Origin of the sequence: Caballeronia concitans (genome assembly GCF_001544615.1) — a bacterium.
Taxonomy (GTDB): domain Bacteria; phylum Pseudomonadota; class Gammaproteobacteria; order Burkholderiales; family Burkholderiaceae; genus Caballeronia; species Caballeronia concitans.
In genome coordinates this window covers 319,055-333,061 of the sequence record NZ_FCNV02000003.1, presented here as the reverse complement: position 1 = coordinate 333,061, position 14,007 = coordinate 319,055, and the positions used below count along the sequence as shown (strand labels likewise).

Below are 14,007 nucleotides of genomic sequence, written 5' to 3'. Positions count from 1 at the left end.
GGCGGACGCGGCTCAGGCCCCCGCCCGCGCCGCGATTTGCCTGTGCCATCCCGCAAGAATGCGGCGCGCGAGCGCATCGTAATCGCCGCCGAAGTGGTGATCGCCCGGCAGCTTCACCACTTCGATGCCCGTCTTCGTGAGCGTCGGGCACAGCGTGTCGTCTTCCTTCTCGCCGTAGATGCACTGAACCATCGCGGGCGGCAGCTTCGCCAGTTCCGGCTTGACCTTCAGCGCCTTTTCGCTCGCCTTCATGCCGAGCCAGCCCGTCACGCGAATCTGGAAGTCCGCTTCGGGCGCGAAGCCCATCAGCGAGATATAGGACACCTGCGCGCGCACCGCGTCCGGCAGGCGGTTGTACGCGAACGGCATCACGTCAGCGCCGAACGAATAGCCGACGAGCGCCACGTGGCTCGTATGCCAGCGCGCGTTGTACGTGCGGATCACGCGCGCGATGTCCGATGCCGTCTTCTCCGGCGACTTCTCGCTCCAGAAATAGCGCAGCGAATCGATGCCGATCACCGATACGCCGTCGTGTTGCAGCGCGAGCGCCATCGTCTTGTCGAGATCGCGCCAGCCGCCGTCGCCGGAAATGACGATTGCGAGCAGATCGGTCGGCTGCGCCGCGCGCAGTTCGATGAGCGGCAGGTCGGACACGTCGCTATCGACGGGCGCTTCGGGCTTTTTCAGATGCGGCCCGGCCATCGCGACGAGGGCATCGGCGCGGGAATGGCCCGGCTGCAGCGCAGCGCGCTCCATGAAGCCCGGCAAGCCTTTCATATGGATGATGGTCGGATCGGGCGGACACGGGTTGAAGCGCGCGTCGAGCTGCGTGTCCGGCGCGAGCGACACCGCGCCCGCCACCGTGTTGTCGGGCGCCTGGCTGAGCGCGTGTTCGCTCAAGATTGCGCCTTGACCGGTGCCCGCGAAGATCGGCGAGAAATAGTGGCTCGTCTGCACCGTGCGTTCGAGCTGATGGCTCATGTCTTCCGCATCGCCGACGAGGTTGTGGCACGTTTCCTTCTTCTCGGTGGCGAGATGCGCGGCGTAGTGCGGCGTATCGACACCTACGACCATTGCGCCCTTCGCGGCGAGGGCGTTGGCGGCTTCGGTATCGGCGGGACTCCAGCCGGTCTTCTCCGAGAACAGCACGACGAAACCGGTCATCTCGCCCGTGGGCTTCGTCAACGTCACCTGCCCATAGCGGCCGCCGGAAATGACGCTGCTACCGGTGGATGCATGCGCCGCGCCGAACATGGAAACGCCACACACCGCGGCCGTCGCGAGCGCCGCCAGTTTCTTGCCAAAGTAATTCATGAACGCCAGCCTCCCGCCAGCAGCGAAAGGTCCGCCAAAGTGAAAAACACGCCAACCGAACCGGACGCCGCCAGATAGCGCGGCTCCCAGTGCGGCTGGAACTTGCTCTTGAATCCGCGCAGCCCGCGGAAGTTGTAGAAACGCCCGCCGAAGCGCCACACGAGCCCTGCCAGCCGATGCCAGTGCGATGCAAGCGGCGTCGGCTCCATGCCCGAAAGCGGCGCGATGCCGAGCGACAGCGACTTGAACCCCGCTTCCTTCAGATGCAGTGCGAGCTTCGTGAAGAGATATTCCATCGCATACGGGGACGCCTGCGCGACATGGCGCATCACGCCGACGGTCGCTTCGGTGTTGAGGTCCGTCGTCATGAAGGTGACGAACGCGACGGGCGCGCCCGCCTGACGTACGAGCAGCACCGACTGCGCCGCCAGATAGTCCTCGTTGAAGGCCGCGACCGAGAAGCTCTTCTCGCGTGCCGAGCGGCTGTCGAGCCAGTCGTCGGAAATTTCGCGCAGCATCGGCATGCATTCGGCGATGCGCTCCGGACCGATCAGCTCCGTGTCGAAGCCGTCGCGTTCGCCGCGCTTCAGCGCATAACGCAGATTCGCGCGGTGCGCGCCCTTCAGATCGAAGTCGGACAGCGCGACGTGCGCTTCTTCGCCGAGCTTCATGAGCGTGAGACCGGCGTCGAGATAGAGCGGAAGCGCGTCGGCGCGGACCTGATAAAACGCCGCGCGGCCGTTGTGCCGGTGCGCAAGGGCGACGAACTCGCGGATCAAGCCAGCCCATTCGCTGCGCGGGCCGACCGGATCGTGCAGCGCGGCCCACGTGCGGCCATGCTTCGCGTACATCAGGAAGGCTTCGCGCGATTCGGAAAAGAGGAAGCTCTTGTCGCCCATCATCGCGAGGCCGGCGTCGCTGCGCTCCTGCGCGCGGAAAATGCGCGCGGCATCGGCGAGATCCTGCGGCGCGGGCTTCACGAAGCGGCCCGCTGCCGGACGCAGCAGTTGCCACACCGCGAACGCCGCCGCGAAAACGCCCGCCGCGAGCGTCGCGCGCAGCGCACGCGGGGCGCGCTCGTCGAACGCGAATTGCCACCAGAGGTCGGTGTTGTACGGCACGTCGCGGAAAGCGAAGAACATGATCCACACGGCGACGGCCATCACCATGCCGGCGGAAAAGAGCCACGTCAGCGTGAAGCGCTCCGCAAAGAGCGATGCCCGCCGATTGAACCGCTCGCGCGTCACGACGAGCAGCACGATGAGGAACGCGAGCACGCCCGCTTCGACGAACGCGAGGCCTTTCGCGAGCGACAGCGCGAAGTTCGCCACCGCGATGATCAGCGCGAGCCACCACGCGGCGTCGAGGCGGCGCATCAGCCCGCGCGCGACGAAGAGCAGCAGCACGCCGAGCACGCTGCCGAGCAACTGCGAGCTTTCCAGCACCCACAGCGGCACGATGGTCTGCAACAGCGCGATCCGCATCTTGAACGCGGGCGTGGCGCCCGAGATGACGAGCATCGAACCGGCGGCGAACGTGACGATCGCGAGAAAGAGCGGCGCCAGTTGCGACACGCGATGCGGGCTCAGGAACGCGAAGCGGCCCTTCAGCGCGCGGCCTTCGAACGCGGCCATGACGGCGGCCGACAGGATCAGCGGCAAGCCGAAGTAGATCGCGCGATACGCGAGCAGCGCGGCGAGCACGTCGGGCGTCGCGACATCGCGGCCGAGCGCGAACACCATCGCGGCCTCGAACACGCCGACGCCGCCCGGCGTGTGGCCGATCATGCCGAGCAGCATCGCCGCCGAGAAGACCGTCATGAACTCGCCGAGACCGACGTGCGCGCCCGGCAGCAGCGCCCAGAGCGCGAGGCCCGCGCCGAAGACATCGACGACGGCGAGCGCCGTTTGCGCGACGAAATCGCGGCGCGTCGGCACGTTGAACGCGAGCCATTTCCAGCGCGAACGCAGCGTGCGCTGTTCGCGTCCGCAGAAGGCGAGCATCGCGGCGAACACGGCGAGAACCGCTGCGCCGATCACGCGAAGCATCGCCGGGGAGAGATGCATCATGCCCGCGAGCGTGCCCGCCGACGCGACCATGCCGACCGCCGTCATGAACGCCAGCGACAACGCAAGCGTCACGCCCGTGAAAACCGACAGCCGGCCGACCTGCGCCGGCGTGACGTCCGCCGCGCCGTACACGCGGCAGCGCACGGCGCCGCCCGTCAGCGCGCCGAAGCCCGTCACGTTGCCGAGCGCGGAACCGACCGTCGCGCCGACCCACAGCAGCGAGCGCGGCACCGTCGCGCCGATGTGACGCAAGCCGATGGCGTCGCGCCCGACGAGCGCGGCGAAGCTGAGCACGGTCGCGAAGAGCGCCCCGCCCCACGCCTCGAACGAAAGCAGGCGCAGCGAGCGGACCACGGACTTGTAGTCGACCGAATGGGACAAATGCTGGAATACGACGAGCAACAGCGCGCACACGACGACCGCGAGCACGGGCGTGACGAAGCGCTGAAGGTCGGGAGAGGCGCCGGGCGAATCTCCGGGCTTCGAATGGGCGCGAAGCCGGGCGAACAACTTTCTGCGAGACATGCGATTGTTTGGAACTTGCTCGCGCCGCGGCCTGACGATGAAACTGCCGGCTGCTGCGCTAATCGTTGTTATGGGGGCCGCGCGTGATGCACAGTGGGGACGCGGCGCCGGCTTACAGCTGTGACATTCGCGCCCTACAAAACGTTGCAGAACAAGAAACGTCTGTATAACGGCTACGGTTGACCCGACTTGACGCTATCGGCGATGCGTTTCGTGCCGGATGCCGGGAGCGATGGCTGCTCCTACAGAGGCGCGTCATGCACCATCGGCGCCAAGACTAAGTGGATACCGCTCACAGGGGCATCGGAAATATGAGAAAAATTGTCGCGAATTGCTTGGCAGCCTGTTTCACGCTCGGACTCGCGTCGTGCGTGACCACGGACGACGCCCTGCTCAAGACCGTGCCGATCGGCTCCGGCACATCGACCCTGGCGACGCTCGATTTCGTGCGCTGCGTGAAGCAACAATGGACACCGCTCGGCGCGCCCGTGCGCGAGTACGGACTCGGCGCGGACAGCTTGGCGGTATCGGTGAAGGGGAAAGGCGGCGCATCCACGGTGCTCGTCGTCGCGCAACCGGCCGCGCGAGGCACCGGCTACACGCTTTACGGCGATATCGCGGCGAGCCGCTACGTGACGGCCACGCACGCGTGCGACTGATCCGCCGCGCCTACGACGGCTTGCCGTTGCGCATGTCTTCGCCGGCCAGATGCGTGCCGACGATGCGCCCGATCAGGTAACCGTCCGACGCGCAGGCGTTCGTGCGTTCCTTGCCGTTCCACTGGATCTTGTACTCGTCGTCGAGCGAATGGACGGCGGCGGCGTCGAACTTGCCGAGCTTGCGCTTGGTCGGCTTGCCGCCGCCGCTGCGCAATTCCTCGCCGACGAGCCGGTTCCAGGTCAGCGCATAGCCGTAGCGGACGCCGTCGGCGAAGGCGTCGTTGTCGCAGACTTGCGCGGGCGGCGTCGTTTTGACCGTCAGACGATACCCGCTCGCCCCGCCGACCACGATCCGTTGCTCGGTCGGTCCCGTCGCGGGCGCGGCGGCTTTTGCTGCCGCCGCAGCGCTCGCGGCCCGTGCCGCAGAGGCGGCGGAAGCAGCGGCGGCTGCATCGGCGTTGGCTTGCTGCTCGGGAAGCGGCGCGCATGCGCCGAGCGCGAACGCCCCCGACAATGCCGCCACACACGCGAACGCCTTGCCGGCGCCTTTCAACTTGTTGAACATCGACCTGCTATCCACCTGCACTCATCCCGTCTTAAGAATAATCTCAGCGTTACCTTAACATCCCAGCGGGCGATGCTCGGAATTTTGAGAGACGGAAGCCGCCGCGCGAATCGTCACGAAGCCGACGACGTGTTGCCCATCGGCATTTCGATTCCGCGCCGCGCCATTTCGACGATGAGGAACGTTCGCCGCGTCACGTGAAAGCGCGCGAGCAGATCGCTTGAATATTCCTTGGCGGTGTTTTCGCTGATGTTCATCTTGCGCGCGATCGCCTTGTTCGACAGCCCTTGCAGCAGGTAGCGCAGCGTTTCGGTGAGACGCGGCGGCAGATCGAGCGATTCGATGGTTACGCCCGAGTGCGTGGAAACGGGCTTCGGACTGTGGCCGCCCTTGCCGAGCACGGTGTTCGGCAGATAGACGCGTCCGTTGAGAATGGTCTTGAGCGCCTCGCGGAACACGCTCGCGCCCTGCTCGCTGCCCTTCGAGATAAAGCCGCACGCGCCGCTGCGGATACATTCGAGCACCGTGTCGCGGTCGTCCTGCGCGGACAGCATGATTGTCTGGACCTCGCGCTCTTCCTCGCGTATCCAGTTGAGCAGATCGATGCCCGTCGCCTGGCCGCGCAGATTGTAGTCGAGGAACATCAGGTCGTACGAGCGGGCGCCGAGCCTCGCTTTCGCCTGGTCGAAGCCGTCGGCTTCGTCGATTTCGAGCAAAGGCTCGTTCGCCAGGATCAGGCTTTTCATCGCGCTCCTGGTGAGCCCTTCGTCCTCTACCAGCAATACTGTTTTGAAATAACCGTTTTCCATTGCGAGTCCCCGAGAACGCTTTCGATACTACGCGCGGCGCGCACGCGTGCCCAACCCTCCTTTCGCGGGGATACGAAAGGAGGTCTCCCAAAATGCCTGCGCTTCCCCGCCCGTGCCGGGTTGGGGCGATGGCGCGAACCGCCGACACTGGGCGCATCACGACAATCACGATCTTTGCGAAGAGGGAGGATGTCATGGCGCCCCGTCCAGCCGACCACGAAAGCGAATTCGCGTTGTGGCGCATCAAGCGCGCGCCCGCGGGCAATTTCGCGCGACGAGTGCTGATTGCGCACAGGGATAAGTCGATCGGCGATTCCCTCGCGCTGCAATTGCGCGGCAAAGGCTTGCAGGTGATCCATTCGCAGGATCTCGGGTCCGTCCGCGCGCTCGTGCATAGCTGGCGTCCGCACGCACTTGCGCTCGATACGAGTCTCGACAGCGAATCGGGCTATGTCTTCATTCGCACGCTGCGCATGGACGCCGATGTGACCGGGCGGCTGCTCGTCGCGATGAGCAATGTGTGGCCCGCCGATCCCGTCGAGGTGCTGAAAGACGCGGGCTTCGACGCGCACTGCCGCCGGCCGTGTTCGACGTGGCGCATCGTCGATATGGTCGATGCGTTTTTCTCCGCCCCGGTGACGCGATAATGAACGCGACGAATGCGACGAATGCGTGCAAAGCACCGCGTGGCGTGAGCGCCCGTGTCAGGCGGCGTCGGCGGCGCGGGTCGGGTGCGGGCGCGCGTCAGTTGCCATCGCGAGCGACGCCGCTATTTCACTACCTGGCGCAATCACGGCGACACTCGTTCCCGGCACGCCTTGCGCGTGCAGATTGAAGCCGTCGCTCACGTGCGAGACCGGCTCGACGCACAAGTACGCCGCGCCCGCCGGACAATGCACGACGACATGATCGAGCGGCCCGTCAGCGATCAGCGTGAGCGTGCGGCCGTCGCCGTCGTCGTCGCCCTCGTCGTCGACATAACGCAGCGTGGCGCGGCGGTTCCAGCCGCTCATGTATCGCGTGTAGCCTTCGTCCTCTTTCGCGTGATGGCGCGGCGGTTTCTCGTCCGACTGGCCTACCGCGATTTCCGCTTCATGACGCCAGAGCGTCGTCGCATCGAGGTCCGCTTCCTGCGCCGCGAAGTACGGATGAAAGCCGAAGCCCGCGGGCATCGGCTGCGACGAACGGTTGATCACGCGCATGGAGAGCCGCGCGCCATCGGCGGTGACTTGTATCGTCTGGATGGCTTCGTAGGCCCACGGCCAGCCGTGCTCGCCCTCGCGATGAACATGGCGCATCTCGATGCAATCTGCATCGTGACGCTCGACGCTCCACGCCGCGTACTGGCCGAAGCCATGTAGCGCGTGCGTCATGCCGGGAAACGTCGTCAGTTCGATGCGCGCGCCATCGGGCGCGGGAAAATGCGCGTCCCGCACGCGATTCGAGAACGGCACGAGCGGATAGCAGCCGCCTTTCGGCCACGCATCGCACGGCCAGCTTTGCGCGGTGATGGGCACGAGCCACTCGTGCGCGCCGCGCGCGTCGTCGGTCGTGAAGCGCACGATGCGCCCGCCCGCCGATGGCGCCACCTCCACGCTATGCGCACCGTGCGCGATCCGCAGAAGCGGCTCCACCTTCAGCTCGACGACTTCGCGCGTCACTGCCGCTGCTCCTTCACGCGCGAGACGAGCTGCGTCGGGCTCACGAACTGCAGCGCGATCAGCACCCAGATCAGCGTGATCGCCATGTAGATCATCGCCATCGCGTCGATGGATTGCGGCGCGCGCACGCCCGTCGAAAACACCGCGTAGTACAGCGCGACGACGAGCGTTTGCGTTGTCGGCCCAGCGGTGAAGAACGTCAGCTCGAACATGCCGATGGTCCGCACCAGCACGAGCAGCCCCGCCGCCAGCATGCCGGGCACGAGCAGCGGCAACAGCACGTAGCGGAAATAGCGCGCGGTGTTCGCCCCGAAAATGCGCGCGGCGGATTCCAGATTCGGATCGATCTGCTCGATGAACGGCGTCATCACGAGAATCACGAACGGCAGCGCCGGCACAAGATTCGCGAGGATCACGCCGGTCAGCGTGCCGGCCAGATGGAACTTGTACATGACCGTCGCCATCGGGATGCCGTAGGTCACGGGCGGCACCATCAACGGCAGCAGAAAGACGAGCATCGCGAAACGCTTGCCCGGAAACTGCACGCGGGCGAGCGCATACGCGGCGGGGACGCCTAGCACGATGGACAGCAGCACCACCGCGCCCACCACTTCGAGCGTAACGAGCAGCACGCTCGACAATTGAAAGTCGCTCCACGCCTGCGCATACCAGTGCAGCGTGAAGCCTTGCGGCAGCAGCGTGCCGAACCAGCGCGTCGCCACCGAATTGACCGCGACGGTCGCGATCAGCAGCAGCACGTTGACGAGAAAGAAGCCCATCGTCGTCCAGACGAAGAACTTCCACAGCCTGTCGCGCAGGCTCGCATGCTGTTTCATGTTCTTGCCGGAACGTTGAGTCGGAGCCGGGGCTTGCCACGTGGATGCGGCGCGATTGTCGGTCGTCATTATCCCTTCCCTCCCGTCACCGGGCCCGTGTAGAAGAAGCGGCGCGCGCCGAGCATGCCGCCCACCACGAGCAATTGCACGAAGCCCATGACGATCGCAATCGTCGATGCCAGCGAGTAATCGTAGTTCTCGAACGCGGCTTCGGATGCGGCGATCGAAATGACGCGCGTGGGGCCAGCCGGCGCGCCGAGCAGCACCGCCGACGGAAACACCGAGAACGCCTGCACGAACGAAAGACACGCGGTCATCGTGAGGCCCGGAAGCAGCAACGGCAGATAGATCTGGCGAAACTGCTGCCACGGACTCGCGCCGAGCGTGGCGGCCGCGCGCGCGAGCGTCGGATCGATGCCCGTCACATACGAAAGCGTCAGCAGGAACGCGAACGGAAAGCCCGACACGATCAGCGAGATGAGCACGCCCCAGTAGTTATGCGTGAGCCGCACTTCGTCGCCATAGAGATGCAGCGCCTGGATGGCCTGCGGAAACCAGCCGTTCGGACTGAAGTACGTGAGCATGCCGTCCGCGATCAGCACCGTGCCGAGCGTGACCGGAATCACGAGCAACGTGGTCGCGAACTTCTGATACGGCGACGAACGCCGCAGCGCGAACGCGACAGGCACCGACACGCCCACGTTGATGACCGTCGCGGGCACGGCGAGCTTGAGCGTGACGATGATGGTCGGCCACATCGACGTATCGGTGAAGAACGTGATGTAGTTGGCCCAAACGCCGCCGCCGTTCATCGGATTGAAAGACAGCACGAGGCCGTACGCGAACGGATAGATGAACAGCGCGACGATGAAGATCAGCGCCGGCGCGACGAGCCAGCCCTTCGGATCACGCTGCGCGGGAAGCGCGATCATGCTTGTTCTCCGCGTTCTTGTCCGTACACGAGCGCCTTGGAAGGCGCGACGCGCAGCGCAATGCGCTCCCCTTCGCTGCATTCGCCCGCGATGCGCGCCCACAGCTTGCCGAACGCCGTGTTCACGATGATGAGCGAATCGCGCCCGCCGTATTCGACCGTTTCGACGAGCGCGTCGAACGCGTTCTGCTCGCCCGGTGCGCAGCGTTCCATGTCTTCCGGACGCAGCGCGACGCTGACGTTCTTGCTGTCGAAGCCTTCCATCGGCGTGCCGAAGAGGCGCACGCCGTTCGCGTTCACCGCGACCATCTCGCCCTGCGTGCCTTCGAGCGTGAACGGCACGACATTGCGAAAGCCCATGAAACGCGCGACGTGAAGGTTCTTCGGCCGCGAATAGACTTCCTTCGGCGACGCCACTTGCTGCACCACGCCCTCTTTCATCACGACGATGCGATCGGCCATTGAAAGCGCTTCGTCCTGATCGTGCGTCACGTAGATGGTGGCGCGTTCGAGCTTGCCGTGGATGCGTCGAATCTCGGCGCGCATTTCGATGCGCAGCTTGGTGTCGAGGTTGGAAAGCGGCTCGTCCATCAACACGAGCGGCGGTTCGATGACGATCGCGCGTGCGATCGCCACGCGCTGCTGCTGGCCGCCCGACAACTGGCCGGGCAGCTTGGCGTCGTGGCCGATCAGTTGCACGAGTTGCAGCGCGGCCTTCGCGCGCTTCATTGCTTCGGCCTTCGACACGCCGCGCATCTTCAGCCCGAAGCCGACGTTATCGAGCACGGACATATGCGGAAACAGCGCGTAGTTCTGGAACACCATGCCGAAGCCGCGCTTCTCGGGCGGCAACACGTCGATGCGCTTGTCGTCGAGCCAGATGCCGCCGCCCGTCAACGGCTGCAATCCGGCGATGCAGTTCAGCGCGGTCGACTTGCCGCAACCCGACGGCCCCAGCAGCGCGATGAACTCGCCGCGCTGAATGTTCAGATCGAGTCCCTTCAGCGCGGCGAGCTGATGCCCTTCCGCGCTCGTGAAGCTGCGCGAGACCGAGTCGAGGCGCAACTGCTCAAATGTGTGCTTCATGACGATTTCCTGCGCGCGTTCGTGCGCGCTTATGTGCGCTCTTTGTACAAGCGGCGACGCTCCCCACGAGGAACGCCGCCGTCTCAAGGCAATGATCCGCCGAATTACTTGGTCTTCTGCGCGCCGATTTCACGGTCCCATTTCTGGAATGCCGCGACCATCGCCTGCGCATTCAGCGGCACAACATGCGGACGATCCGCCAGCAGCTTCGCGTACTCGGGGCGGCCGAACTTCTGAATCACTTCCTGGCTCTTCGCGGGCGCGGCGGAGAGCGGCACGTCCTTCACGGCGGGGCCGGGATAGAAGTAGCCGTCGTCATAGGTCATCGCCTGCTGCGCGGGCTCGAGCATGAAGTTCATCAGCTTGTAGAGCACGTCGAGCTTTTCTTTCGGCACGCCCTTCGGGATCACCATGTAATGCGCGTCGTTCACCCAGGTCATGTTGTCGAACGCCTGCACCTTGAACTCCGCCGGGACGATGCCGAGCGCGCGCGGATTGATGTCCCATCCGGTGACGGTCACGGTCATGTCGCGCGTGCCTTCGCCGAGTTCCTTCATTACCGCGGACGTGCCGCCCGGATAGTAAGGAATGCAGTCGTTCAGTTGCTTGAGAAACGCCCAGGTCTTGTCCCAGCCGTTGACCGGATCCATCGGATTCTTGTCGCCGAGCACGTACGGCAGACCCATCAGGAACGTGCGGCCCGGACCCGAGTTCGCCGGGCGCGCGTAGATCAGCTTGTTCGGATGCGCCTTGCACCACGCGAGCAGTTGATCGGGCGTCTTCGGGACATCGCTGACCTTGGCCGGGTTGTATTCGAGCAGCGGGCCGGCGGGCATGTACGTCACTTCCAGACCGTAGCCCTGCGCGATGTCCTGCATCTTGCGCGGACCGGGCGCGTACTTGTCGAGCACGCCGGGGAACGCGGCCGACTGCTCGGGCAGCAGCTTCTCCCACAGGCCTTGCTGGATGCCGGCGGCGAGCGCATCGGTGCCGGTCACGACGAGATCGATATCCGAGCGGCCCGCGGCCTGCATCGCCTTGATCTTGCCCGGCAGTTGCGGCGCGGGCGCGTTGGTGAACGTGATGCTGGAAACCAGATTCGGGTACTTGGCCTTGAACGCCTCGAAACCCTTCTGCGTCAGTTGAAGATTGCCCGCGACATCGACGATGTTGATCGCGACGGGATCGGCCGCATTAGCCGCGCTCGACGCGAACGCCGCGCCCACGGCGACGCACAGCGCCGCCAGTTTCACTGACAGTCCTGCCTTGAAAGCCATTTTGTCTCCTCACTTCTCTCGCAACCACTGTTGGGACTTCGTTCTGGTGTGTTGTGCTCGGCCCGCGCGCGCTTTCGTGGTGTTCTGTGATCTTCGCTTTGCGTCCTCGCGGTCCGTATTAGCTCACGAAGCTGAAAAATAGCCAACTGAATCATCGTATGTCAAGCAAATCGGAAGCGGCTTCGCGTGTTTCCAAGATGCGTGAAACGGCTTCTCTTCGGCTTTCCGACTGGCGTTGCGTGCGATGCTCGGGATATACCCGGAGCGCTTGTTACCCGGCTTGTTTAACTTCTTTTAACCGGCGTTTTCCCAAGCGATGACGTGAGGCGCCACGCGAAGGAGCGGTTGAGGATGCTCGCATAGTTCGGGCTGGTAATCGGAATACCGCGCGTCCGCGCTTCGGCGATTTGCGCCGGCATGTCAAGCAACTCTTTCGCTACTTGCAGAGCGCGAGTTGATGGAGATTCGCGTTGCTGTCGCACGGCTGCGTGCGACCGCCGCGCCCCGCGCGAGATCGAGCGCGTAGTCGCCTCGCCTCGTTCACGGATGTAGCTCCGAAAGTGAGGACGCCGCAAGTTGTCAAACAACTCATCGACTACAACGACATCGCCATCTCGATGAGCGTCAGGTCGTATGACAACTAGCTGCCGAACATGCGGTCGAGGGCACTTTCGAGGTGAGTTTTCATGGCTTGCCCGGCGCGCGGCGCGTCTTTGGCGCGGATGGCGTCGAGGATCTCGAGATGCTCGCGTTGCACGAGCCGTTGCCGTTCCAGCATCTTCACGAGCGACAGATTGCGCGACAGGTTCATGCTGAACGCCACCTGCTCTTCGATGCCTGCCAACGCCGCGATGAAGAACTGATTCCGCGAAGCCCGCGCGATCGCCAGATGAAACGCGAAATCGTCCTTCGCGCCGATGCCCTGCTGTGCCTCGACCACGCGCTGCAACTGATCCCACGCGTCCTGAATCGCGCGGATGTCGTCGTCAGTGGCTTTGAGCGCGGCCAGTTCGGCGGCGCCCGCCTCGGTCACGATGCGGAATTCATAGCAGCGCCGGATGTCGGACAGCGTTTCGAGCGGCGCGAAGCGGCGCACGTCCGGATCCGGACGACGGCCCACGGTGGTGCCCGAGCCGCGCCTCGTCACGATGATGCCGTCGGCACGCAAGCGCGCGAGCGCCTCGCGCACGGTGGGCCGCGAAGTCGCGAAGCGTTCGGCGAGCGCGTGCTCGGTCATCAGCCGGTCGCCTTCCTTGAACTCGCCTTCGACGATGCTGTTGAGAATATCGCCGTAAATGCGGTCGGCGAGACCGTGCGACTTACGCTCGTTCATGTTCGCGCGTGGGCGTGCTTGTCAGGGTGGAGACCGATTGTAAGACAGATTCCACGCAGCGCCCACGAACGAACCTTCACAGCGCCAACAACGCGCGCGCCTCCTTCGCGGTCGCCACGGCGCGTCCATATTCCGCGCACAACGACGCCACGCGCTCCACCAGTTGCGCGTTGCTTTTCGCGAGCGTGTCCTTGTCCCAGCGCACGTTGTCTTCGAGCCCGGTGCGGCAATGTCCGCCCATCTGAAGCGTCCAGTGATTCACTTCGAGCTGATGCCGACCGATGCCCGCCGCCGTCCACGTCGCGTCGGGCAGCAGTTTCCTCAACTGCTCGACTTCGAACTCGAGAATCTCGCGACGCGCCGGCAACGCGTTCTTCACGCCGAGCACGAACTGCACGTGCACGGGCGGTTTCAACAAGCCCTGATCGACGAGATCGACCGTGCTGTAAAGCATCGCGAGGTCGAAGATTTCGATCTCGGGCTTCACGTCGTGGTCGAGCATGAGTTGCGCGAGCGAGCGCACGAAGTCGGGCGGGTTCTCATAGACGATCGTCGGAAAGTTCACCGATCCCGTCGCCAGCGACGCCATGTCCGGCTTCAGATCGAGCATCGCGCCGCGCTGTTCGAACGATCGTCCGCGCCCGCCCGTCGAGAACTGGATGATGATGTCGGGACAGTGCTTGCGAATGCCCTCTTGCAGCTCTTCAAAGCGATGCCGGTCCGAACTCGACTTCTCGTCTTCGTCGCGCACGTGCAGATGGACGAGCGTCGCGCCGGCCTCGTAGGCTTCGTGCGTGCTTTCGATCTGCTCGGGTATCGTGATCGGCACCGCGGGGTTGTCCTTCTTGCGCGGCACCGAACCGGTGATGGCGACGGATATGATGCACGGATCGTTTGTAGTGGCTTGCGTCACGCTTGTCTCCTTGAATGACCGATGCCCTG

13 protein-coding genes are annotated in these 14,007 nt (G+C 64.7%); 2 read left to right on the top strand and 11 right to left on the bottom strand.

All coding sequences use genetic code 11. The annotated features are described in order from the left end of the window. Positions 1–12 precede the first annotated feature (12 nt). Both AWB72_RS11135 and mprF read right to left on the bottom strand, forming a co-directional pair. On the bottom strand, positions 13–1,314 hold the full coding sequence (locus AWB72_RS11135; protein WP_040052238.1) for a virulence factor family protein: 1,302 nt from the start codon (positions 1,312–1,314) through the stop codon (positions 13–15). Then, positions 1,311–3,908, bottom strand: coding sequence for a bifunctional lysylphosphatidylglycerol flippase/synthetase MprF (mprF, locus tag AWB72_RS11130; RefSeq protein ID WP_040052237.1), 2,598 nt, complete (start codon positions 3,906–3,908; stop codon positions 1,311–1,313). The genes AWB72_RS11135 and mprF overlap by 4 nt, the downstream gene beginning before the upstream one ends. A gap of 335 nt (positions 3,909–4,243) precedes the next feature. Here mprF and AWB72_RS11125 point away from each other — a divergent pair, with 335 nt between their 5' ends. Continuing rightward, positions 4,244–4,567 carry a hypothetical protein gene (locus AWB72_RS11125; protein ID WP_244285586.1) on the top strand — a complete coding sequence of 108 codons (324 nt, stop codon included), beginning with the start codon at positions 4,244–4,246 and terminating at the stop codon, positions 4,565–4,567. Between the two features lie 10 nt (positions 4,568–4,577). Here AWB72_RS11125 and AWB72_RS11120 read toward each other — a convergent pair whose 3' ends face one another. Together AWB72_RS11120 and AWB72_RS11115 are read right to left on the bottom strand one after the other, a co-directional pair. Next, the gene (locus AWB72_RS11120; protein ID WP_052450045.1) at positions 4,578–5,132 is read right to left on the bottom strand and encodes a hypothetical protein; all 555 of its coding nucleotides are present in this window, start codon (positions 5,130–5,132) and stop codon (positions 4,578–4,580) included. Positions 5,133–5,245: 113 nt separating this feature from the next. Beyond that, positions 5,246–5,941 carry a response regulator gene (locus AWB72_RS11115; protein ID WP_040052234.1) on the bottom strand — a complete coding sequence of 232 codons (696 nt, stop codon included), beginning with the start codon at positions 5,939–5,941 and terminating at the stop codon, positions 5,246–5,248. A gap of 194 nt (positions 5,942–6,135) precedes the next feature. Here AWB72_RS11115 and AWB72_RS11110 point away from each other — a divergent pair, with 194 nt between their 5' ends. After that, the gene (locus AWB72_RS11110; protein ID WP_040052363.1) at positions 6,136–6,588 is read left to right on the top strand and encodes a response regulator; all 453 of its coding nucleotides are present in this window, start codon (positions 6,136–6,138) and stop codon (positions 6,586–6,588) included. Between the two features lie 57 nt (positions 6,589–6,645). On the opposite strand, the gene AWB72_RS11105 is transcribed toward AWB72_RS11110, so the two are convergent. The 7 genes from AWB72_RS11105 to AWB72_RS11075 form a co-directional block, all read right to left on the bottom strand. Continuing rightward, the gene (locus AWB72_RS11105) at positions 6,646–7,602 is read right to left on the bottom strand and encodes an aldose epimerase family protein (protein WP_040052233.1); all 957 of its coding nucleotides are present in this window, start codon (positions 7,600–7,602) and stop codon (positions 6,646–6,648) included. Then, a complete protein-coding gene (locus AWB72_RS11100) occupies positions 7,599–8,438 on the bottom strand; it encodes an ABC transporter permease (protein ID WP_374728889.1) in 840 nt (279 codons plus the stop codon). Before AWB72_RS11100 ends, AWB72_RS11105 begins: the two co-directional genes overlap by 4 nt. Positions 8,439–8,506: 68 nt before the next feature. Further along, a complete protein-coding gene (locus AWB72_RS11095) occupies positions 8,507–9,370 on the bottom strand; it encodes an ABC transporter permease (RefSeq protein ID WP_040052231.1) in 864 nt (287 codons plus the stop codon). Next, a complete protein-coding gene (locus AWB72_RS11090) occupies positions 9,367–10,455 on the bottom strand; it encodes an ABC transporter ATP-binding protein (RefSeq protein ID WP_040052230.1) in 1,089 nt (362 codons plus the stop codon). The genes AWB72_RS11095 and AWB72_RS11090 overlap by 4 nt, the downstream gene beginning before the upstream one ends. Before the next feature lie 104 nt (positions 10,456–10,559). Then, positions 10,560–11,732 (bottom strand): ABC transporter substrate-binding protein, encoded by a 1,173-nt coding sequence (locus tag AWB72_RS11085; protein ID WP_040052229.1) that lies wholly within the window; start codon positions 11,730–11,732, stop codon positions 10,560–10,562. A 640-nt stretch (positions 11,733–12,372) separates the two neighbouring features. Then, positions 12,373–13,065: a FadR/GntR family transcriptional regulator gene (locus AWB72_RS11080; protein WP_040052228.1), complete on the bottom strand. Its 693-nt coding sequence runs from the start codon at positions 13,063–13,065 to the stop codon at positions 12,373–12,375. A 76-nt stretch (positions 13,066–13,141) separates the two neighbouring features. Then, entirely contained in the window at positions 13,142–13,978 is an 837-nt protein-coding gene (locus tag AWB72_RS11075) for a 3-oxoadipate:acetyl-CoA acetyltransferase (RefSeq protein WP_040052227.1), read from the bottom strand. Between the last annotated feature and the right edge of the window lie 29 nt (positions 13,979–14,007).

Bases quoted from the DNA above. Each gene is read 5' to 3' on its own strand.
- mprF (WP_040052237.1), bottom strand. From the start codon at position 3,908: ATGTCTCGCAGAAAGTTGTTCGCCCGGCTTCGCGCCCATTCGAAGCCC.
- AWB72_RS11100 (WP_374728889.1), bottom strand. From the start codon at position 8,438: ATGAAACAGCATGCGAGCCTGCGCGACAGGCTGTGGAAGTTCTTCGTC.
- AWB72_RS11135 (WP_040052238.1), bottom strand. From the start codon at position 1,314: ATGAATTACTTTGGCAAGAAACTGGCGGCGCTCGCGACGGCCGCGGTG.
- AWB72_RS11080 (WP_040052228.1), bottom strand. From the start codon at position 13,065: ATGAACGAGCGTAAGTCGCACGGTCTCGCCGACCGCATTTACGGCGAT.
- AWB72_RS11120 (WP_052450045.1), bottom strand. From the start codon at position 5,132: ATGTTCAACAAGTTGAAAGGCGCCGGCAAGGCGTTCGCGTGTGTGGCG.
- AWB72_RS11085 (WP_040052229.1), bottom strand. From the start codon at position 11,732: ATGGCTTTCAAGGCAGGACTGTCAGTGAAACTGGCGGCGCTGTGCGTC.
- AWB72_RS11115 (WP_040052234.1), bottom strand. From the start codon at position 5,941: ATGGAAAACGGTTATTTCAAAACAGTATTGCTGGTAGAGGACGAAGGG.
- AWB72_RS11090 (WP_040052230.1), bottom strand. From the start codon at position 10,455: ATGAAGCACACATTTGAGCAGTTGCGCCTCGACTCGGTCTCGCGCAGC.
- AWB72_RS11095 (WP_040052231.1), bottom strand. From the start codon at position 9,370: ATGATCGCGCTTCCCGCGCAGCGTGATCCGAAGGGCTGGCTCGTCGCG.
- AWB72_RS11110 (WP_040052363.1), top strand. From the start codon at position 6,136: ATGGCGCCCCGTCCAGCCGACCACGAAAGCGAATTCGCGTTGTGGCGC.